This window comes from Exiguobacterium sp. s145 (genome assembly GCF_018618835.1).
Taxonomy (GTDB): Bacteria; Bacillota; Bacilli; order Exiguobacteriales; family Exiguobacteriaceae; genus Exiguobacterium_A; species Exiguobacterium_A artemiae.
Genome location: NZ_JACSMV010000004.1, coordinates 46,719 through 67,042, shown reverse-complemented (window position 1 = coordinate 67,042; position 20,324 = coordinate 46,719). Strand labels below are relative to the sequence as shown.

The window sequence follows — 20,324 nt, the reverse complement described above, 5'->3', positions numbered from 1 at the left end:
ATGAAGAAAGTGGCGAATTTGGCAAGGGTTTTTGATTTTTAGAAGTCAATCCTTTTTCTCAATTTAGATTCGGGCTATACTCGTTAAAGTGACTAATTTAGAGGACGGTGTTTACGATGATGCATGTGATCAATCAATATGGTTGGATTGAAGTGATTTGCGGAAGTATGTTTTCCGGCAAGTCGGAAGAACTGATCCGTCGTGTCAGACGGGCACAGTATGGAAAGTTACCGGTTCAAGTGTTCAAGCCGGCAATCGATGACCGGTATCATGAGGAACACGTCGTGTCGCACGTCGGCAATTCGGTCATCGCGATTCCGATGGCGACGAGCCGTGATGTCTATGCAGCAGTGGCGGAAGAGACGCAAATCGTCGCAATTGACGAAGTTCAATTTTTTGACGATGAGATTGTCGCCGTCATCGAAGCACTGGCTCAAGATGGCAAACGCGTCATTTGTGCAGGCCTCGATCAAGATTTTCGGGCAGAACCATTCGGCAAGATGCCTGAATTATTGGCACGCGCAGAATTCGTGACGAAATTACAGGCGATTTGTCTGTCGTGCGGCGATCCGGCATCGCGGACCCAACGATTGATTGACGGAAAACCGGCCAACTACAATGATCCGATCATTCTGGTCGGGGCGTCTGAGTCCTATGAACCACGTTGCCGCCATTGCCACCAAGTACCGGGGAAACCACAACCGTTGCAGGAATGGAAAAAGCAACAACATAATTAAGCAATACAAAAAAGCGAACGATTCCCGGCAGTCAGGCCGAAGAATCGTTCGCTTTTTTGGGGTTCAGCCGGTCTGTGTCAAGTGGCTGAACTGTTCGACGAACTGCAGCGTTTCGCGGACAATCGTTTTTTGGTCGTGGTCAAGCGTTGCGACGTGGTAGGAGTCAAGCAGACAGTAACTGCGCTTATCTGCTGCACCAATCGTCCGGTACAAATAATCCGAACAGATCGGTGGGACGACATGATCCTCGGCAGAATATAAAATAAGCGTCGGAATTTGAATCGTCGCGAGGTGTGGTCGCGTCTCCTCAATCAATCGTAACAGTTCCGAAGCGCAGACGGCGGGGACAAGATCATAGATGATTTCAAAAGCCGACTGTTTGATATCAGGGACACTTTCCGGAAGATAGACCGGACAATCGGTGAACGACAAGGCTTCGTAGGCAGGGACGGACAAGGCGGCATTGATGGTGATGATTCCTGCGACCGGGAGTCCTTCAGCGGCAAGTGACAGGGCAAGTGTCGCGCCCATCGATTGGCCGACGATGAAGACGGATTCGCATCGTCCCGCCAATTGTTCAAAGCCGTCCCGGACGCTCTGCTTCCAGTCATCGGCCGTCGCCGCTTCGAATTCTCGCAGATCCGTCCCATGCCCGTGCAGGCGTGGCGCATGGACGGAAAAACCGTGTGCTGCGAACTGTTCTCCTACAGCCCGAACACTTTGCGGCGTTGCATTAAAACCATGACAGAGCAAAATGCCGACGGATCCGCGTCCTAAGGAAAAGGCTTCGGCACCCGGTATAACAGGATAAACCATACTCATCATCTCGTCCTCCATTTCAAAAATAAAAACCCGTTTGGCTTTGGACGCAAACGAGTTTCTCGTGTGTATCATCCAAAGCAATTGCTTTGCTGGTCGGAGCACCTTGCCGATCGGCAGGTTGCCGTGGAGTCCTAGAGCCAGGTCTCTCGTCCACTCTTGATATATCGTATAGGAATTGTCGGATTAATCATTGAGAAGATGATAGCATTGACGGAAAGGGATTGTCAAACTCTCTTTATACGGCGTCGAAGAGCTTTCGGGAATCCGTCCTGTCCCGGGTTGCTGATCGATATGGGTCATATGGTTTATTTTTGAAAATATGGTTGACCTTTAAAAGATCTTTCTGTAGTGTAAAAATTAGTTTTACGACATAAGTTCAACCGGCAACAATACACATATGAATTTCATACCGCAACACTTATCCAGAGAGGTGGAGGGACTGGCCCTACGAAACCTCGGCAACAGACTCATTATGAGCACTGTGCCAATTCCATCAGACAATTGTCTGAGAGATGAGTCGAGTGGATTCTGCCATTGTGCGGATCCAGGTCTCTTCTTGTTTCTTAAGAAGAGACCTTTTTTGTATTTTGAAGGGGGAAAAAGTGGTGATTACATTCAAAAATGTAAAAAAAATCTATGAAACAAATGATCAATCGATTGCTGCGCTGAATGGCGTGGATCTCGAAATCCGAAAAGGCGAAATCTTCGGCGTCATCGGTTTCAGTGGAGCCGGGAAAAGCTCCTTATTACGTTGCGTCAACCTGCTCGAACGGCCGACATCCGGCAGTGTGACGGTCGATGGACAAGATTTGACGACACTGTCGGCGAAGCAGTTACGGGAGGCGAAGCAACACATCGGGATGATTTTTCAGCACTTCAACCTGCTGGATTCGAATACAGTATTTGCGAACGTCGCTAAACCGCTCGTCTTAAAAGGTGTCAAAAAAGATGAGGTCGAGCGGCGGGTCACGGAACTGCTGGAGTTCGTCGACTTGGCGGATAAAGCTGATCACTATCCGGATCAGCTATCAGGCGGACAGAAACAACGGGTCGGGATCGCCCGGGCACTCGCCACCCAGCCATCGGTCCTGTTATGTGACGAAGCGACATCCGCTCTTGATCCGCAAACGACCCAACACATATTGCGTCTGCTGAAACAAATCAATCAGGAATACGGCATTACGATTTTACTGATTACCCATGAGATGGGGGTCATCCGTGAAATCTGTGACCGGGTCGCCGTCATTGAAGCCGGTCAGCTGATTGAATCAGGGACCGTGTTCGATGTCTTCTCGAACCCGCAGACGGCAACGGCGAAAAACTTCGTCCGCTCCGTCATGCAGGATGAGATTCCGGCCTCGGTTCAAAAAGTCATCGATCAACGGGATGCCGGCCATCACATCTACAAAATCAACTTCCTCGGGGCAGGGACGGGACAACCGCTCTTATCGCAGGTCGCAAAACGGTTTGATGTCGATCTCAACATCCTGCACGGCAGCATTACGGAACTGCAAAACATTCCGTTCGGCAGTCTGCTTGTTGAACTGATTGGCGACGCGACGGAAATCAAGCGGGCATTACAATATATCGATCAGTCGGATGTCATCGTCGAGGAGGTGCTCGCAGATGCTAGTTAATTACACGGACATCTGGACTGCTTTTCTGCAGACGTTGACGATGGTTGGACTGTCATTACTCTTTTCGACATTGATTGGTTTACCGCTCGGGATTCTGCTTGTCGTGACACGCAAAGGAGCGTTGCTCGAACGAATTCCGTTCTTCAATGTCCTAAGCGGCATCGTCAATATCTTCCGGTCCGTTCCGTTCATCATTCTGCTCGTGGCAATCATTCCGCTGACCCGTTTAATTGTCGGATCGTCAATCGGAACACAGGCGGCAATCGTTCCGCTCGTCTTTTACGCGGCACCGTACATTGCCCGCCTGATCGAAAGTTCGTTGCTTGAAGTCGATACCGGTGTCCTTGAGGCAGCGGAAGCGATGGGGGCGACACCGTTGCAGACGATTTTCCGTTTTCTGTTGCCGGAAGCGCTCAGCTCGCTTGTTCTGAACCTGACGATTGCGACGATTGGTTTGATCGGCGCATCAGCAATGGCCGGGGCGATTGGTGGCGGTGGACTTGGTGACTTGGCGATTACTTACGGTTACCAACGGTTTGATACGACGGTCATGATCATCACGGTCGGAATTCTCGTCATCTTGGTTCAAGGGTTACAGACGACAGGCAATCTGTTAGCACGAAAAATTCGGAGACACTAAACAACTACAAATAGAGAAAAAAGGGAGAGATGAAAGATGAAAAAAGGTTTAGCGATTGGTGCAGCATTAACGACGGTATTGTTTGCGGGATGTGCCGCTTCCGGAGAAGAAGATCAAAAGACGGTCAAGCTCGGAGTCAGCGGTTCTGATACACAAGTCTGGGAATACGTCGCGAAAAAAGCGAAGAAAGAGGGCATCACGATTGAACTCGTCAAGTTCTCCGACTACGTCCAGCCGAACCTCGCCCTGGCGGAAGGGGAGATTGATGCGAACTCCTTCCAGACGGTCTCTTACTTTAACGCCTTCAAAAAAGAACATAAGTTAAAACTGTCGCCGATTGCGACGACGGTCATCGCGCCGATGGGGATTTATTCGGATAAGGTCAAGGACGTCAAAGACATTCCGGTTGGCGGAAAGATTGCCGTTCCGAACGAAGCGACGAACATGGGTCGGGCATTGCTGTTGTTGCAGGAAGCCGGCTTGATTAAATTGCCTGACGACTTTGACGGCAACGGCTCCGTCGATAAAATCGTCGAGAATCCGAAAAAACTGAAGATTGTCCCGGTCGTGGCCGGTCAGACACCACGCGTTCTGCCGGATGTCTCAGCCTCGATCATCAATAATGGAATCGCCGTCGATGCCGGCTTTAACCCGATCAAGGATTCGATTCTCCATGAAAACGAGACGGCCAAACCCTACATCAACATCATCGCGACCCGGACGGAAGACAAAGATAAAAAGACGCTCAAGAAAATCGCCTCGCTGTACCAGCAGGATGACGTCGCCGCCTTCATCAAAAAAGAGTACAAAGGCAGCACGATTCCAACGTTCGTCCCTCTCAGCGATATCGGAGAATAACCAAAAACCAAAAGGAGCGTGACCCAAATGACGATTCAGACGATACGGGAAAACCTGACACAAACGATTGAACAGGATATTGAACAAAAACGCGAGTCGTATCTCGAGACAAGCCACCGGATTCATGCGACACCCGAGATTGGGAACGAGGAATATTTTGCGTCACGTCATCATGCGGAACGGCTGACGGCGGAAGGATTTACAGTCGAACTTGGTGTCGCGGGACATGAGACGGCATTCCTCGCCCGGAAAGTTTCGGATAAACCGGGAGCGACGATCGCTTTTCTCGCTGAATATGACGCGTTACCGGGGATTGGTCATGCGTGCGGGCACAACATCATCGGCACGACGAGTGTCGCGGCAGCGATTGCGCTCAGCAAGGTCATCGATGAGGTCGGCGGCAGTGTCGTCGTCCTCGGGACACCGGCGGAAGAGGGCGGACCAAACGGCAGTGCGAAGGGCAGTTTCGTCAAACATGATCTGCTGACAGGGATTGACGCGGCTTTGATGGTTCATCCATCTGGACAGACCCGGATCACCGGTTCGTCGCTTGCCGTCGATCCGCTCGATTTTGCCTTCACCGGCAAACCGGCACACGCGGCGGCTTCACCGGAAGAAGGAATCAATGCGCTTGACGCCGTCATTCAATTGTTTAACGGGATCAACGCGTTACGGCAACAGTTGCCGAGTGATATCCGGATTCACGGCATCATTACGGATGGCGGAGATGCGCCGAACATCATTCCCGAGTACGCGAAGGCCCGCTTCTTTATCCGGGCGACGACACGCGAACGGCTGAACGCGGTGACGAAGAAAGTCAAAGCGGTTGCCGAAGGGGCGGCCCTTGCGACCGGAGCGACGCTTGAGGTCATTGCCTTCCAAAATGAGGTCGATAACCTCCTGTTCAACCGGACGTTTGACGAGATTTTCCGGGAAGAAGCGACGGCACTTGGAGAAGATGTCAAGACCGATGAACGACCGGGACTCGGCTCGACCGATGCCGGAAATATCAGTCAAGTCCTGCCGACGATCCATCCGTACATCAAGATTGGCGTAGACGACTTAGTTGCCCATACCGAAAGTTTCCGGGAGGCGGCAAAATCGGAACAGGGCGACGAAGCTTTGATTACGGGAGCCAAAATTCTGGCGCGGACGGGATTACGTCTGCTGACGGATGATTCGTTGCTTGGCACGGTCAAACAGGAGTTTCACGACCGGAAAAACGGATACTTGGCGTAACCGGAACAGATAGAAGTATGGACTTCCCCACCGGATCTTTTCATGATGACAGGTCGGGGAATCCATACTTTTTTTTCGGCCTCGCGAAAAAGAATACAAATTCTTTTTTGTATTTTAAAATAACCTGTGCTAGTCTTGACCTGTACAACTGAATAACCAGTTCTTCGGGGTAGGGTGAAAATCCCAACCGGCGGTGATGCGATTTTTAAATCGACGAGCCCGCGACCCATAGTGTACGCACTATGGCTGACTTGGTGTGATTCCAGGGCCGACGGTAAAGTCCGGATGGGAGAAGAACGAAAAAATGTGCTTGAAACCATTTTCTGAAAAAATCTGTTCGGAAAAAGGTCTATTTCTGTATGCTTTTAACAGAAAACAAGACGTTTCTTTCGTGACCCTTCAATCATGACGCCCTGCATCTGCAGCGGCGTTTTTTCTTTTGAAAGGAGCGAAAATATGAATAATCGAATGCATCAGGCGATGCAATTGGCACGGATGTTAGACGGACAAACCAGTCCGAATCCGAGTGTCGGTTGTGTCATTACGAAACATGGAAAAGTGCTTGGCTTCGGCGCCCACCGGTTTGCGGGTGGGCCGCATGCGGAAGTCGAAGCGTTAAACATGGCAGGAGAGGCGGCGCGTGGTGCCGATCTCTACGTGACGCTCGAGCCGTGTAACCATCATGGAAAGACACCCCCCTGTACGGAAGCGATTTTAGCTGCCGGCATCAAGCGGGTGTTCGTCGCGACCGAAGACCGTCATGCGATCGTCGCCGGACAAGGCATCAAGCGCCTGCGCGACGCGGGACTGACGGTCGAAGTCGGACTGCTCGAAGACGAAGCCGTTCGCTTTTATACACCGTTTTGGCAAAGTCTCAAGCGTAACCGCCCTAACGTCACCGTCAAAGTCGCACAAAGTTTAAACGGAATCGTCACGACAGGTGAACAACGCTTTATCACGTCACTTGCAGCACGAGAAGCTGGACGTGAGCTGCGGGCGACACACGATGCCATTCTCGTCGGAAGTGAGACGGTATTGGTCGATGATCCCGCGTTGACATTACGGACGGAAGCAGGACCGGAACCGATCCGGATCGTCGTCGACCGGCGCGGACGTTTGCCGGAAACGGCCCAAATTTTCCGCGACGGCCTCAATACGACATACTGGCTGACGGAACAACCGCGTGTCTCCGCTCAATCGAACGTCACGGTTCTCGTCGGCACGTATGCGACGCCGGAGCAGATTTTAGAGACGCTCTATGCACAAGGCATTCGCAGTGTATTGATTGAAGGCGGACCGACGATTCAGTCGGCGTTTTTAGAAGCCGACCTTGTCGACCGTCTTGAGGTCTATCAAGCGCCATCCGTTCTAAAGGGAATGCCGGGATTAGCAAGTGCTGTCGAAATCGAAGACCGGTTTGACTTAACGGCTGTCGCACCAATCGGGCAGGATGTGCATCTGCGCTACGCGCGGAAAGGAGACGGATCATGTTCACAGGATTGATTGAAGAAGTCGGAACGCTCAAACGAAAAGTTCCGCGACCGAATGGTCTGGCGCTTGAAATTGAAGCGCGACATGTACTCGAAGGAACAAAAATCGGTGACAGTATCGCGGTTGACGGGATTTGTTTGACGGTCACGGCGATGACTTCGACGGCTTTTACGGCAGATGCCGTGCACGAAACGATTCGGGCGACGTCTCTTCAGACCTTACGGGTCGGCACACCGGTTCAACTCGAACGGGCGATGCCGGCAGACGGACGGTTTGGCGGTCATTTCGTCAGCGGACATATCGACGGAACGGCTCGGTTCTTAAGCCGGCGCCCGGACGGTGAAGCGATGGAATACCGGTTTGAGACCGGTGACTGGCGTAAGTATTGTATTCCGAAAGGTTCGATTGCGATTAACGGAACGAGCCTGACGATTCAGCACATCGAGACAAACAGTCTGACCATCTCGTTGATTCCGCATTCGCGGCAGGTGACGACGTTTGACCGGTTGCAAAGCGGATCGCTCGTCAATATCGAGTGTGATTTAATGGCAAAACATCTGTATCACTTTACGCAGCAGGAACAAAAGACGGATTGGTCGGCATTTTTAGGAGGCGGAGCAGGATGAACGGATTTGATCTTGTAGAAGAAGCGGTGGAAGACTTAAAACACGGACGTCCGATCATCGTCTGTGATGATGAAAATCGGGAAAATGAAGGAGATCTGATCCTCCTCGCGGAACATGCGACACCGGAACAGATCAACTTTATGATCACGTACGGGAAAGGACTTGTCTGTGTCCCGGTCAGCCCGCAACTTGCAGCACGCCTTGAGCTGAACCCGATGACGGATGTCAATACCGATCCGCACGGGACGGCATTTACGATCAGCATTGATCATGAAGACGCGAAGACCGGCATCAGTGCCGCGGAACGTGCTTTGACGATTCAACGGATGCTGACGGACGGGCCTAAACAATTCAAACGTCCCGGTCATATCTTCCCCTTGATTGCAAAAGAGGGCGGCGTTCGCGAACGACGCGGTCATACGGAAGCCGGTGTCGATTTGGCCCGTCTTGCGGGAAGTGCTGAAGCAGCCGTCATTTGCGAAATTATTCTCGAGGACGGAACGATGGCCCGTGTGGATGATTTGCTGACGTATAAAGAAGTCCACGGGCTGAAGATGATTACGATCGATGCGCTTGTTGCCTATCTTGAACGTCCGGTCCGACGGGAAGCGGACGTCCTGCTTCCGGCGGTGCATGGCGCATTCCGGATGCTCGGTTATACGACGCCCGATCAAAAAGAGCATGTGACCGTTTTATCAGGAGAGCCGGAAGACGGGATGCTCGTTCGGCTGCATTCCGAGTGTCTGACGGGAGATGTCTTCGGTTCTAAACGGTGTGATTGCGGTCCGCAACTCGACGCGGCACTGGAACGGATTGGTCAGGAAGGCGGAGCCGTTCTTTACTTGCGGCAGGAAGGACGCGGCATCGGTTTAATGGCAAAACTGAAAGCCTATGAGTTGCAGGAACAGGGGCTCGATACGGTCGAAGCAAATCATGCGCTCGGCTATGCGACAGACTTACGCAATTATTCCGTTGCCGCCGCTATGTTGCACGATTTGGGAGTCACGAAAATCCGTCTGATGACAAATAATCCTGAAAAACAGCAGGCGTTGGAAAACGAAGGGATCACAGTGCTTGAACGGGTTCCGCTTGAAATTGCGGCGGTTCCGGAAAACAAACAGTATCTGCAGACGAAACAAACGAAACTCGGGCATTTGCTCGACATCCAAGGAGGAAACTAACATGGTATTCGAAGGATTTTTAACAGGTGAAGGACTGCGCGTCGCGATCGTCGCAGCACGATTCAATGAATTGATCACATCAAAATTAGTCGGTGGAGCGAACGATGCGTTCCGTCGCCACGGCGTCGCGGCGGACGCTGTCGACACGGCGTGGGTACCGGGAGCGTTCGAGATTCCACTCGTCGCGGAAAAGCTTGCGAAAAGCGGGAACTATGACGCTGTCATCACACTCGGGGCCGTCATCCGCGGCGCGACATCACATTATGATTATGTTTGCAACGAAGTCGCGAAAGGGGTCGCCGGCGCCTCACGGGAAACAGGCGTGCCGATTATCTTTGGTGTTCTGACGACGGATTCGATCGAGCAGGCTGTCGAACGGGCGGGAACAAAAGCCGGTAACAAAGGATATGAAGCGGCGGTTTCTGCGATTGAAATGGCCAACTTACTGCGCACCATTTAATGAGATAACTGAGTCTTGAGACCTGTTTCTTCACGGAACAGGTCTCTTTTTTCTTGATGGCGCAGGACTTCGCTGACATCATCCCTAATCAAAAGAGAAAGACTGTTCGCAAAGGGAGGGAACAATCCATGGGTGGTGTGAATAAATCGTATTATCTGCCTGGAATCGTCGGATTCATTGCGGGATATTATATTTGGCTCCTTGTTTTTAATCAGCAATCAGAATGGGTGTCTTGGGGAAGTAACTTATTCTCGATTTTCGGCTGTCTGTTCGCGACCATCCTGTTGGTTCGGGCGCAACGAGATCCGAATCAGCAGGAAGGGCGGTTTTTTCTGTACCTGGCCTGCGGGATTGGCAGTTATCTGATTGCGGAAATCATCTGGTTGACCTATGAAAACATCCTGCAAGTCGACGTACCGTTTCCCGGTGTATCAGATATTTTTTATGTTTTGCAGTCTGTTTTCTTTTTAATCGCCTTCATTCATTTAATTCACCGGCACGTTACGAAAAATCGGTTGCTCAGCTTTATTTTTGATATTGCCATCGTCATGACGGTGGCGGTCACGTACAGTTGGTATTTCCTGATCCGGCCGTTGTTTGATACACCGTTCGCATCGAACGCCGAGGTGATGTTAGCCTTTGCTTATCCGTTGTGCGACATCGTTTTGTTATTTTGTATGATCAGTATTTATTATCTGTTCGAGAAAAAAGAGTGGTACGAACGGCGGCGCTTGTTTCAGTTTCTATTTGCCGGACTGTTACTTCAGGTTGGAGCGGACACGTTATTTGTCTATATGACGACCGTCAGTGGAGACAATGCGATCCGGTTGATTGACCCGTTATTCATCCTTGGATTACTGATGGTCGGTGTCTCGGGGCATATCGTTAGTCCGGTAGATTCAAAAGAAGACAGACAGTCGAAACAACGGATAAAAGTGCAGGTCGGAAAGTTATTTTTACCGTATTTACTGGTTATTCTGCTGTTTTTGACGATGGCTTTCTATGCGCGTCGGGACGAAGCCTTAAACGGGTTGATGATTGGTTGTGCTGTCACGATTCTTCTGATTTTAGTCCGCCAGATTCTGATGATTTTAAGTCACCAGGAACTGATTCAGGAAATTCATGAAAAGGCGGATGAGCTGGAAGTCAGTGAAGAACGCTACAAGTCGTTGTTCACGTACCATCCGGATGCCGTCTATTCCCTTGATCTGAAAGGACGGATTGAGAGCGCGAATCCGTCTTTTGAAAAATTAACGGAGCAGCATGCGGAAGAGTTAGTCGGTAAAACGTATCGTCAGTTCACGACATGGCAACAGACGTCGACAGACAAGGCGACAGCACAGCAATTTGAAACTATTTTCCAAAAATCCGGCGGTCCGGATGTGTTGCTGAACGTAACCAACATTCCGATTCGCGTCCGGGACCGGTTCGTCGGAATGTACGGGATTGGTCAGGATATCACGACAATTAGGGAAAATGAATTAAAGATTCGCCGGCTTGCCTATTATGATCATTTGACCGGTGCCATCAACCGGACTTACTTTGAAGAAGTGTTGCACCATTTAATCGAAACGGAACAAGCCGATGAGACGATCGTCCTCTGTTTCATTGATCTCGACGACTTTAAACTCGTCAATGATTCGTTTGGTCACCATGTCGGGGATCAGTTACTGATTCAAGTGGCAAAACGCCTCCAAGAAGCCGTCGAACCGGACGATCTCGTTGCCCGGCAAGGAGGAGACGAGTTTACTGTCATCCTGCGGAATGTCACGTCGGATGATCAGGCGAGATGCCGTACGGCCCGTCTGCTGGATGATTTAAAACGAACGTATGCGATTGAAGGAATCGAATTGATTTCCAATCCAAGTATTGGAGCGGTCAGCTGCCGGCGGACGTCGGAAAAACATGTCGTGACGTTATTGAAGCAGGCCGATCTTGCGATGTATCAGGCGAAAACGGGTGGCGGCAAATCTATTATCTTCTTTGAAGATATTGCCGAAAAAGCGTCCTACCGCTTGCGACTCGAGTCGGAGCTGCCGATTGCTATCGAAACCAATCAGTTGATTTTACATTATCAGCCGCAAGTCGATACGGTCACGTACAAGATGGTCGGCGTTGAAGGACTGATCCGCTGGAATCATCCGGAACTCGGAATGATTACACCAAACGATTTTATTCCGATGGCGGAAGAAGCCGGAATGATTATCCGGCTCGGGGAATGGGTCTTGCGCGAAGGATTTTTACAGGCAAAACAGTGGCAGGATGACGGTCTGAACTTAAAAGTCGGACTCAATGTTTCGATGCAACAGTTTCATCATCCGACGTTCGTCCTGACGTTGATTCGGCTGGTCGAAGAAACAAAAGTCGATCCGACCCGGATTGATCTTGAAATCACGGAAGTCTCAGCCGTTGAAGACATCGAAGAGACCGTCTTGACGATGAATCGTCTGAAGGACCTCGGCTTCACGATTTCGATTGATGATTTCGGAACCGGTTACTCGTCCTTATCGCGGTTGGCGGATTTCCCGATCGACACATTAAAGATTCCGCGTGAGTTCGTCGAAAAAATCCAGCCGGCAACGACCGGTTACTCGATGATTTCGTCCATCATTCACTTAGCGAAGTCGCTTCATCTTGAAGTCATCGCCGAAGGTGTCGAAACACTTGAACAGGTCAACGTCCTGAACCGGTTGGAATGCTCGCGGATGCAAGGGTATTACTTTGGCCGGCCGATGCCGGCAGAACAAATCCCGGCTCTTTACTAAAAAAGAAGACGATCCTTTCCGGTAAAACAGGAAGGGATCGTCTTTTGGTCTTTTAGCATTATAAGCGCAAAGAAAGGGACGAACCTTTTCCAAGGACATCACGTTTCGTACTCAGGACGTCACTCGTCAACCAGTCGACGTAGGAGAGCGGTTGTTCGAGGATGAATCCGAAGTTTCCGCTCCGTGTTTCATCCGGAGCATAGGTTGCAGCGAGCGACTCAAGATAGATATCATCCTCGATCGTCTTCTCGATCTTGGTATCGAGTTTAAAGTGAGCGACGGGATTAAATGTGACCGGCTCATTACCCGTATTCGTAATCGTTACCCGTGTCTTGACGAGATCAAAGGATTCGTCATGGGTGAAGCCGTGAAAGAAGTCAATCATCCCGTAACTCGGACGGGCATGGAATACTTTGACTTCTTCGACTTTCATCCTGATCGGTCCGATCGTACGTGTTACATCCGGACGGACAAACTGTTTTAATGTCAATTCACCTTTGTCATCGGCAATTGATGCGTCGACTTTCGTCAGTTTCCGGTCATCCGGTAATTGCGGATTCGGGACGTAAGCGGCTGTTTTTTCAATCGATACCTGCTCCTGTTTTGGAAGGGACACCGGTTGTTTTGCCTCTTGGACCGGATTCCCGCAACCGGAAAGAATCGTTCCGAGCGTCAGGAGAACAACTAATTGTTTCATGAAAGACTCCTTATTTCTTTGACTTCAGCAAGTCGAATATGATTTTGGCGTGATCCGTATTATCGACTTGTCCGGCGAATCGTTCCTTCGCGGGACCGAAGGCATAGACCGGAACATCCTCCCCGGTATGTCCGCCTGTCGTCCAGCCGGTATGTGACCGTTCATTAAAGATCGCTTCGATGGCATTATCGATATCAAGCAGTTTCTGCGACTCCGCTGCACGAATGACGGATCCGATTTCGTCTTCCGTCAAGGCAAGTTTCTTTTGGTCGATATACGTCGTCAACGTCTGACGGACATCCGCTCCGTTGATAATTTTTTCCGCCATGAAGTCCGGTGTCTTTTTCGCCGCTTTGATAGGCTCGGCGAACCAGTTATAAATTCCGTCCGCGCCGATTGAATAACCGCCGGTCGAATGATCGGCCGTCGCGACGACGAGTGTATGCTTGTCTTTTTTCGCGAAAGCAATTGCCGCTTTAAAGGCGCGTTCGAAGTCTTCCATTTCGCTCATCGCTCCGACGATGTCATTGTCATGACCGGCCCAGTCGATCTGACTGCCTTCGACCATCAGGAAAAAGCCTTTTTTGTTGGAATCAAGACGTTTGATGGCGGAGTTCGTCATCTTCTCAAGGGACGGAACCGTGTTTTCACGGTCGATGCGCTTCGGCAGTCCGCCGTCTGCAAACAGACCGAGGACCTGCTTGTTTTGATCTGTCTGCAGTTGATCCAGATTCGTGACGTAACTGTAGCCGTCTTTTTTAAACGACTTCGTCAAGTCGACGTCCGGTCGGACGAAGTTGGATTTTCCGCCACCGAGGAGGACATCAATCTTATGATTACCGTTGACCCGTTCCTTAAAGTAATCGTCGGCAATTGCATTCATATTTTTCCGGTTCTCATCGTGTGCGCCGAACGAAGCCGGCGTTGCGTGCGTGATTTCCGATGTTGCGACGAGACCCGTGGATTTTCCGCGTTCTTTCGCTGCTTCGAGAACCGTCTTAACTTCCGATTTATCATTGTCGACCGCAATCGCCGCATTGTATGTTTTGACGCCGGATGACATCGCCGTCGCGGCAGAAGCGGAGTCCGTGACGTTTTGTTGCGGATCTTCCGGATACGTCATCTGTTGTCCGACGAGATACTGATCGAACGCCGTTTTTTCGGCCAGTGGCGTCGAAGGGTCATTCTTTAAGTAACGATGGGCTGATGTATACGAGACGCCCATCCCGTCTCCGATCAGGAAGATGACGTTCCGGATTTCCGGTGATTTCGCGTGCTTCGTTTTTGCTTCGGCATCGTTCATCGAGACCATCGTGCTTAAGGAAAGGGTCGATAAAGCTAGGACAGGAATGATTCGTTTCAAGGTCATGAATGGTTCCTCCTTCAGGAAAATGAGTACGGTTCAGATCTACAGGACTAACTCTAGCGTTGGAGTGTAAAACGCACATTTGACCGATGTAAAGTTTTGTTAAGAATCATCAAAGAAACTTTACGTTTGGCAAAGGGACGTTCAGTTTGATGAGTAAAAAAGAGTCAGAACGGTAATAGTATAAGAAATGGTTTTGAAACATTTTCCAGTGATAAGTCGTAAATAAAGATAATCAATTTCAAGGAGGAATGACGATGAAGAAGACAAGGTGGATGACAGTCGGTCTCCTCACGGCGACAATTGGGCTGGCAGGATGTAATGACCAGACGATAGAAGATGGTCAAGGAGAGACTGGATCGAAACAGCTTTCGAATACGGAGTTGCTGAAAAAAGCATCCAGTGCCCAAGAGAACATCAAGTCGTTTCATATGGACAGTGACATGACGTCTGAAATTGGCGGAATGCCGATGAGTCAGAAGGTTTCGGCAGACATTATCCAAAAACCAATAACGATGTATCAGAAAATGACGATGAAAAATGCTGAAGATGGCACTGACGTAGACACAGAATTGTATTTAGTCGATGACAAAATGTATATATCACAAGCCGGGCAATGGTTAGTTCAAGATACAGCAGAACTAGGGGATATGTTGAAAAACATGGAGACATCAGCCTCAACTGAACAAAGCCTGAAGTTGCTCAAAAAATATAAAGATAATTGGACGATGAAAAAAGAGGGCGATGTCTATCAAATTGATGTTGATCTAAAGGGCGATCAACTAAAAGCGTTCATGAAGGATTCGCTCGAACAGTCGGGACAACTTGCGCAGATGAAAGATGTCATGGATCAAGTCGATTATAAAAAGATGGAATACTCGATGACGTATGATGCGAAAACGTATTATCCAAAAACATTGGATATGGAAATGGCGTTCGAGATTCAAGAAGGAACAGAGTTTACAATGAAAAACGAATCAACGTTCTCGAAATTCAATGATATTAAATCAATTGAGTTGCCGAAAGAAGCTAAAAATGCACAGGAATTGCCGAACGGTAATCAATAAAAAATCTGATTTACCTAAAGAAGCAATCGTCTCCCGGATTACTCCGGACGGATGATTGCTTTTTAATGAGCAGTAAAAAAATATAAGAATATAAGAGAACAATCGTCTGCACAAAAAATTAATCATTGACAGTTATCTGTAAATTCTGAAAAAATAGAAAAGTACATAATAGATTGAAGGAGGGGATTAGAATGGGAACATCGTTCAGTGATTGGATTGGTGCGGTATCGGATTTCGTCTGGGGTCCGCCGTTGCTCATCTTTTTGGTCGGTACGGGGATTTACTTGACGATACGACTCGGATTCATTCAGATCACCAAACTTCCGTATGCCTTGAAACTGGCATTCTCGAAACATCAGGACGATACGTCGGAAGGGGACATCAGCCATTTTCAAGCTTTAATGACGGCACTCGCAGCGACGGTCGGTACGGGGAATATCGTCGGAGTTGCGACAGCCGTCGTCCTCGGGGGACCGGGCGCGATCGTCTGGATGTGGTTATCCGGATTGTTCGGGATGGCGACGAAATATGCCGAGGCGATTCTTGCCGTCAAGTACCGGGTCGTTGATGAGAAAGGACAGATGGCCGGGGGGCCGATGTACTATCTCGAGCGGGGATTAAAACAAAAATGGCTCGGCGTGTTGTTTGCCGCGTTCGCGTCGCTCGCCGCCTTCGGAATCGGAAACGGTGTTCAGACCAACTCGGTTGCGCTGGCGATGAAATCAACGTTCGACGTGCCGTTGTATGTAACGGGGATTGTCCTGATGGTGGCGACGGGGGTCGTCATTCTCGGTGGGGTCAAATCAATCGGGAGAGTCGTCAGTTACTTTGTACCGTTCATGATTTTCTTTTATGTCGGAAGCGGACTCCTCATCATGGTCATGAACTTTGATCTGATTCCTGGAGCACTCGCGACGATCTTCAGCAGTACGTTCTCGAACGAAGCGATTACGGGTGGTGCCATTGGTGCCGCGATTCGTTACGGGGTCGCCCGCGGAGTCTTCTCGAATGAAGCGGGTCTCGGTTCTGCACCTATTGCCGCCGCTGCTGCGAAAACGGATTTTCCGGGACGGCAGGCACTCGTCTCGATGACACAGGTTTTCCTTGATACACTTGTCGTCTGTTCGATGACCGGATTGACGCTCGTCATGGGTGGTCAACTTGATAAAAAGCTCGAAGGGGTCGAATTGACGACCGCCAGCTTTGAAGTGTTCCTTGGACCGGCCGGGAAGTATATCGTGACAATTGGTCTTGTCATGTTCGCCTTCTCGACCGTCCTCGGATGGTCCTACTACGGAGAAAAATCGATCTATTACCTGTTTGGTCAAAAGTCGATTTTACCGTACCGGGTTCTGTTTGTTCTCGTCGCGGGACTTGGGGCGATGACGACGAACTTAAATATGGTCTGGGCGATTTCCGATGTTTTCAACGGACTGATGGCCATTCCGAACTTGATCGGTTTGATTGGTCTGTCCGGTGTCGTCATTGCGGAAACAAGGCTGTTCCGCGAACAGCTGAAACGGGAGGAAGCTAACCGGCGCGTATCCTAAAGATCACTGCATGTAAGAAAAACCCTGCATTCTCATTGAGAGTGCGGGGTTTTGTGTAGTCAGACCGTCCGGTACAGCATGACGGATTCGTATGGCCGTAAGATAAGCTGTCCGGATTTCTCTGAAACCTCCGGATAGTTCTGAATCAATACCTGATAGTCGAGCCACTCGTCCGGTAACGTGAACGGACGGTCCGTGCCGTAAAAGTTCGACAGGACGAGAAGTTGTTCGTCGTCGGTCGCCCGTTCGTACGCCCAAAGCGAGAGATCGTCCGGTGTCAGAAGCCGGTAACTTCCGTTCGTCAAGACGTCATACTGTTTGCGCAGGTGAATCAGCTGCTTGTAATGATAGAAGACCGAGTCCGGGTCGGCGAGAGCCGCTTCGACATTGATCGAGGTATGGTTTTCAGGAACCGGAATCCACGGTGTCGCCGTCGAGAAACCGGCGTGCGGTGAAGTGTCCCACTGCATCGGTGTCCGGGCATTATCGCGGGATTTCTGACGGATGGCTGCCAAAATGTCTGCTTCCGTCTCCCTAAGCGCCGCTTTTTCGGTATACGCGTTCAGTGTCTCGACATCCCGGTAATCGGTCAGATCCGTGAAGTCCGGATTCGGTGTACCGATTTCCTCGCCCTGATAGATGTACGGTGTTCCTTGCAAACCGTGCAACGTCGTCGCGAGCATCTTCGCACTTTCGACCCGGTAAACCGTATCGTCCCCAAACCGGCTGACGGCACGGGGCTGATCATGATTACACCAGAAAATCGCATTCCAGGCATTTCCCTGCATTCCGACCTGCCAGTCGGAGATAATCCGTTTCAGTTCCAGGAAATCGAACGGCGCCGCCGTCCATTTCTCCCCGTTCGGATAATCGACTTTCAGATGATGGAAGTTGAACGTCATCTTCAGCTCCTGCTCATTCAGATTCGAATAACGGAGGCAATGATCGAGTGTCGTCGACGACATCTCGCCGACGGTCATTAAATCATGACCGGCAAAGACGCGTTGATTCATCTCCTGCAGATAGTCATGGACACGTGGACCGTCCGTGTAGTGTTTCCGTCCGTCACCGGTCGGGTCATTGGCGAAACTGTCGTCTTTTGAAATCAAGTTGATGACATCGAGCCGGAAACCGCGGACACCTTTATCACGCCAGAAGCACATCATCTGATAGACAGCTTCCCGGAGTGCCGGGTTTTCCCAGTTGAGATCGGCCTGAGTTTCGTCAAACAGATGCAGGTAATACTTGCCGGCCACCTCGTCAAACGACCAGGCAGGTCCGCCGAATTTCGATACCCAATCCGTCGGTTCGTCCCGCCAGATGAAGTAGTCGTGGTAGGGGCTGTCCGGATGTCGTCCTTGCCGGAACCACTCGTGATCGGTCGAACAGTGATTGACGACGATATCCATCATGACGGATAACTGGCGTTTACCGGCTTCCGCAATCAATTGATCGAAGTCTGTCATCGTGCCGTAAGACGGATCAATCGCATAATAGTCACTGACGTCATAGCCGTTGTCGCGCTGTGGTGACGCGTAGACCGGCGTCAGCCAAAGATAATCGACGCCGAGCTCCGCCAAGTAATCGAGTTTTGCGGTCACGCCGCGTAAAGTGCCGGTCGGTTTGCCTTCCGGACTGTAAAAACTTTTTGGATAGATTTGATAGACGGCGGATTTACGCCAGTCGGTTGTCGTAAGGGTCATATCAGGTCACACCTTTCTAAAACTTAAGCTGCCTCTTTGAGTGCCGCTTTGCGGGCACGTTTGGTCGAGACATAATGGAACAGGAACGTACAGACGATCGGAACGATGATCGCGATAACCATTCCGATGATGAACGACAGAATCGATCCCGGAACAATCGAGATGAACGCCGGAAGACCACCGACACCGATCGCCGGTGCGAGTACACTGCTGACTGCGATGAACGAGGAAGCAATCGCGGATCCGACAAGTGCCGCATAAAACGGATACTTGAACCGGAGATTGACCCCGAACATGGCAGGTTCCGTAATCCCGAAGTAAGCCGAGATGGCAGAAGTTGATGCCATGTTTTTATCGTTGACGTTTTTCGCAAGGAACAACATCGCAAGTGTCGCTGATCCTTGGGCGATATTCGAAATCGCAATCATCGGCCAGATGAATGTTGTCCCGCTTTGACCGATCAATTGCAGATCGACCGCGATGAACATATGGTGCATCCCCGTAATGACGAGTGGGGCGTAAAGCGCACCAAACAATAGAGCGCCGAGCAATGGAACAGCTTCAAATGTATTAACGACGCCGATCGTAATCCAGTCCCCGATTTGGCGCGTGACAGGACCGATGACGGCAAGGGCAAGAAAACCTGTTAACGTAATCGTCGTAATCGGAACGACAAGGAGTTGAATCGCATTTGGAACACGATTTTTCAACCAACGTTCGATTGTACTTAAGACGTAAGCGGCAGCGAGGACAGGTAAAATCTGTCCTTGATAGCCGACTTTTTCGATTTCGAATAAGCCGAGGATATTGAATGTCGGAATGTCGCCTTTGAGGGCACTTTGTCCATAATTCCAGGCATTGAGAAGATCCGGATGGACGAGCATCAGTCCCATGACAATCCCGAGGATTTCACTGCCACCAAAGCGTTTCGTAGCGGACCAGCCGACCAGGGCCGGCAGGAAGACGAAGGCTGTGTTCGCCATCATGTTGATGAGATCCCATAAGCCCTGCAGGTTCGGATACCGTTCGATCATCGTCTTGCCGCCAAACTCGATGCCGAACAGATTGTTGATTCCCATTAACAGTCCGGCGACGATGATGGCCGGGATGATTGGCATGAAGACATCAGAAAAGACTTTGATCAATTTTTGGAACGGATTCATCTTGGAGGCGCCGGACGATTTAACGTCGGCGATCGTCGTTGCCTGTAAGCCGGTCAATTGAATGAATTCAGCGTACACACGGTCGACGTCACCTGCGCCGATGACGATTTGATAGACACCCGCATTCAGGAAAGCGCCTTTGACGAGCGGGACTTCAAGCAATGCTTCCTGCTCGACGAGACTTTGATCTTTCAGTGTTAAACGAAGGCGGGTGACACAGTGGGCGGCCTGCTCGACGTTATCTTTGCCACCGATTCGTTCGATGATCTGTTCTGCAATTTGCCGATAGTTGGGTTTCATCTCACATTCTCCTTTGGGATTG

General features: G+C 50.3%; 17 protein-coding genes and 3 riboswitches. Of the genes, 12 read left to right on the top strand and 5 right to left on the bottom strand.

Features of this window, described 5'->3' with window-relative positions; genetic code table 11:
* Positions 1-116 precede the first annotated feature (116 nt).
* Complete coding sequence (locus tag KNQ07_RS06115; RefSeq protein ID WP_012371586.1) at positions 117-737, top strand: thymidine kinase; 621 nt, start codon at positions 117-119, stop codon at positions 735-737.
* A 63-nt stretch (positions 738-800) separates the two neighbouring features.
* Here KNQ07_RS06115 and KNQ07_RS06110 read toward each other — a convergent pair whose 3' ends face one another.
* On the bottom strand, positions 801-1,559 hold the full coding sequence (locus KNQ07_RS06110; RefSeq protein WP_251139488.1) for an alpha/beta hydrolase: 759 nt from the start codon (positions 1,557-1,559) through the stop codon (positions 801-803).
* A gap of 62 nt (positions 1,560-1,621) precedes the next feature.
* Positions 1,622-1,725, bottom strand: a riboswitch (SAM riboswitch).
* Between the two features lie 249 nt (positions 1,726-1,974).
* Positions 1,975-2,078: riboswitch (SAM riboswitch) on the top strand.
* Positions 2,079-2,164: 86 nt separating this feature from the next.
* Here KNQ07_RS06110 and KNQ07_RS06105 point away from each other — a divergent pair.
* From KNQ07_RS06105 to KNQ07_RS06065, 9 genes are all read left to right on the top strand, one after another.
* The gene (locus tag KNQ07_RS06105; protein ID WP_214765431.1) at positions 2,165-3,196 is read left to right on the top strand and encodes a methionine ABC transporter ATP-binding protein; all 1,032 of its coding nucleotides are present in this window, start codon (positions 2,165-2,167) and stop codon (positions 3,194-3,196) included.
* Complete coding sequence (locus KNQ07_RS06100) at positions 3,186-3,836, top strand: methionine ABC transporter permease (RefSeq protein ID WP_214765429.1); 651 nt, start codon at positions 3,186-3,188, stop codon at positions 3,834-3,836. The genes KNQ07_RS06105 and KNQ07_RS06100 overlap by 11 nt, the downstream gene beginning before the upstream one ends.
* Before the next feature lie 36 nt (positions 3,837-3,872).
* Positions 3,873-4,694, top strand: a complete 822-nt coding sequence (locus KNQ07_RS06095; RefSeq protein ID WP_034770134.1) for a MetQ/NlpA family ABC transporter substrate-binding protein — start codon at positions 3,873-3,875, stop codon at positions 4,692-4,694.
* 27 nt (positions 4,695-4,721) lie between these two features.
* Positions 4,722-5,933 carry a M20 family metallopeptidase gene (locus KNQ07_RS06090; RefSeq protein WP_214765427.1) on the top strand — a complete coding sequence of 404 codons (1,212 nt, stop codon included), beginning with the start codon at positions 4,722-4,724 and terminating at the stop codon, positions 5,931-5,933.
* A gap of 156 nt (positions 5,934-6,089) precedes the next feature.
* A riboswitch (FMN riboswitch) is annotated at positions 6,090-6,234 on the top strand.
* Positions 6,235-6,389: 155 nt separating this feature from the next.
* On the top strand, positions 6,390-7,436 hold the full coding sequence (gene ribD, locus KNQ07_RS06085; protein ID WP_214765425.1) for a bifunctional diaminohydroxyphosphoribosylaminopyrimidine deaminase/5-amino-6-(5-phosphoribosylamino)uracil reductase RibD: 1,047 nt from the start codon (positions 6,390-6,392) through the stop codon (positions 7,434-7,436).
* On the top strand, positions 7,421-8,050 hold the full coding sequence (gene ribE, locus KNQ07_RS06080) for a riboflavin synthase (RefSeq protein ID WP_012371579.1): 630 nt from the start codon (positions 7,421-7,423) through the stop codon (positions 8,048-8,050). Before ribD ends, ribE begins: the two co-directional genes overlap by 16 nt.
* Positions 8,047-9,231, top strand: a complete 1,185-nt coding sequence (ribB, locus tag KNQ07_RS06075; protein WP_214765423.1) for a 3,4-dihydroxy-2-butanone-4-phosphate synthase — start codon at positions 8,047-8,049, stop codon at positions 9,229-9,231. The genes ribE and ribB overlap by 4 nt, the downstream gene beginning before the upstream one ends.
* 1 nt (position 9,232) lies before the next feature.
* Entirely contained in the window at positions 9,233-9,691 is a 459-nt protein-coding gene (gene ribH / locus KNQ07_RS06070) for a 6,7-dimethyl-8-ribityllumazine synthase (protein WP_012371577.1), read from the top strand.
* Between the two features lie 128 nt (positions 9,692-9,819).
* Positions 9,820-12,456, top strand: coding sequence for a putative bifunctional diguanylate cyclase/phosphodiesterase (locus KNQ07_RS06065; RefSeq protein WP_214765421.1), 2,637 nt, complete (start codon positions 9,820-9,822; stop codon positions 12,454-12,456).
* Positions 12,457-12,514: 58 nt separating this feature from the next.
* On the opposite strand, the gene KNQ07_RS06060 is transcribed toward KNQ07_RS06065, so the two are convergent.
* Positions 12,515-13,153, bottom strand: a complete 639-nt coding sequence (locus tag KNQ07_RS06060) for a DUF4352 domain-containing protein (protein WP_012371575.1) — start codon at positions 13,151-13,153, stop codon at positions 12,515-12,517.
* A gap of 10 nt (positions 13,154-13,163) precedes the next feature.
* On the bottom strand, positions 13,164-14,465 hold the full coding sequence (locus tag KNQ07_RS06055) for an alkaline phosphatase (protein ID WP_376778101.1): 1,302 nt from the start codon (positions 14,463-14,465) through the stop codon (positions 13,164-13,166).
* A 311-nt stretch (positions 14,466-14,776) separates the two neighbouring features.
* Here KNQ07_RS06055 and KNQ07_RS06050 point away from each other — a divergent pair, with 311 nt between their 5' ends.
* Positions 14,777-15,586, top strand: coding sequence for a DUF6612 family protein (locus tag KNQ07_RS06050; protein WP_012371573.1), 810 nt, complete (start codon positions 14,777-14,779; stop codon positions 15,584-15,586).
* Positions 15,587-15,777: 191 nt separating this feature from the next.
* On the top strand, positions 15,778-17,136 hold the full coding sequence (locus KNQ07_RS06045) for an alanine/glycine:cation symporter family protein (protein ID WP_012371572.1): 1,359 nt from the start codon (positions 15,778-15,780) through the stop codon (positions 17,134-17,136).
* Between the two features lie 59 nt (positions 17,137-17,195).
* Here the strand turns inward: KNQ07_RS06045 and treC are convergent, their stop codons facing one another.
* Both treC and treP read right to left on the bottom strand, forming a co-directional pair.
* Positions 17,196-18,839 (bottom strand): alpha,alpha-phosphotrehalase, encoded by a 1,644-nt coding sequence (treC, locus tag KNQ07_RS06040; RefSeq protein WP_214765419.1) that lies wholly within the window; start codon positions 18,837-18,839, stop codon positions 17,196-17,198.
* Between the two features lie 23 nt (positions 18,840-18,862).
* Entirely contained in the window at positions 18,863-20,302 is a 1,440-nt protein-coding gene (gene treP, locus KNQ07_RS06035) for a PTS system trehalose-specific EIIBC component (protein ID WP_214765417.1), read from the bottom strand.
* Positions 20,303-20,324: the final 22 nt, after the last annotated feature.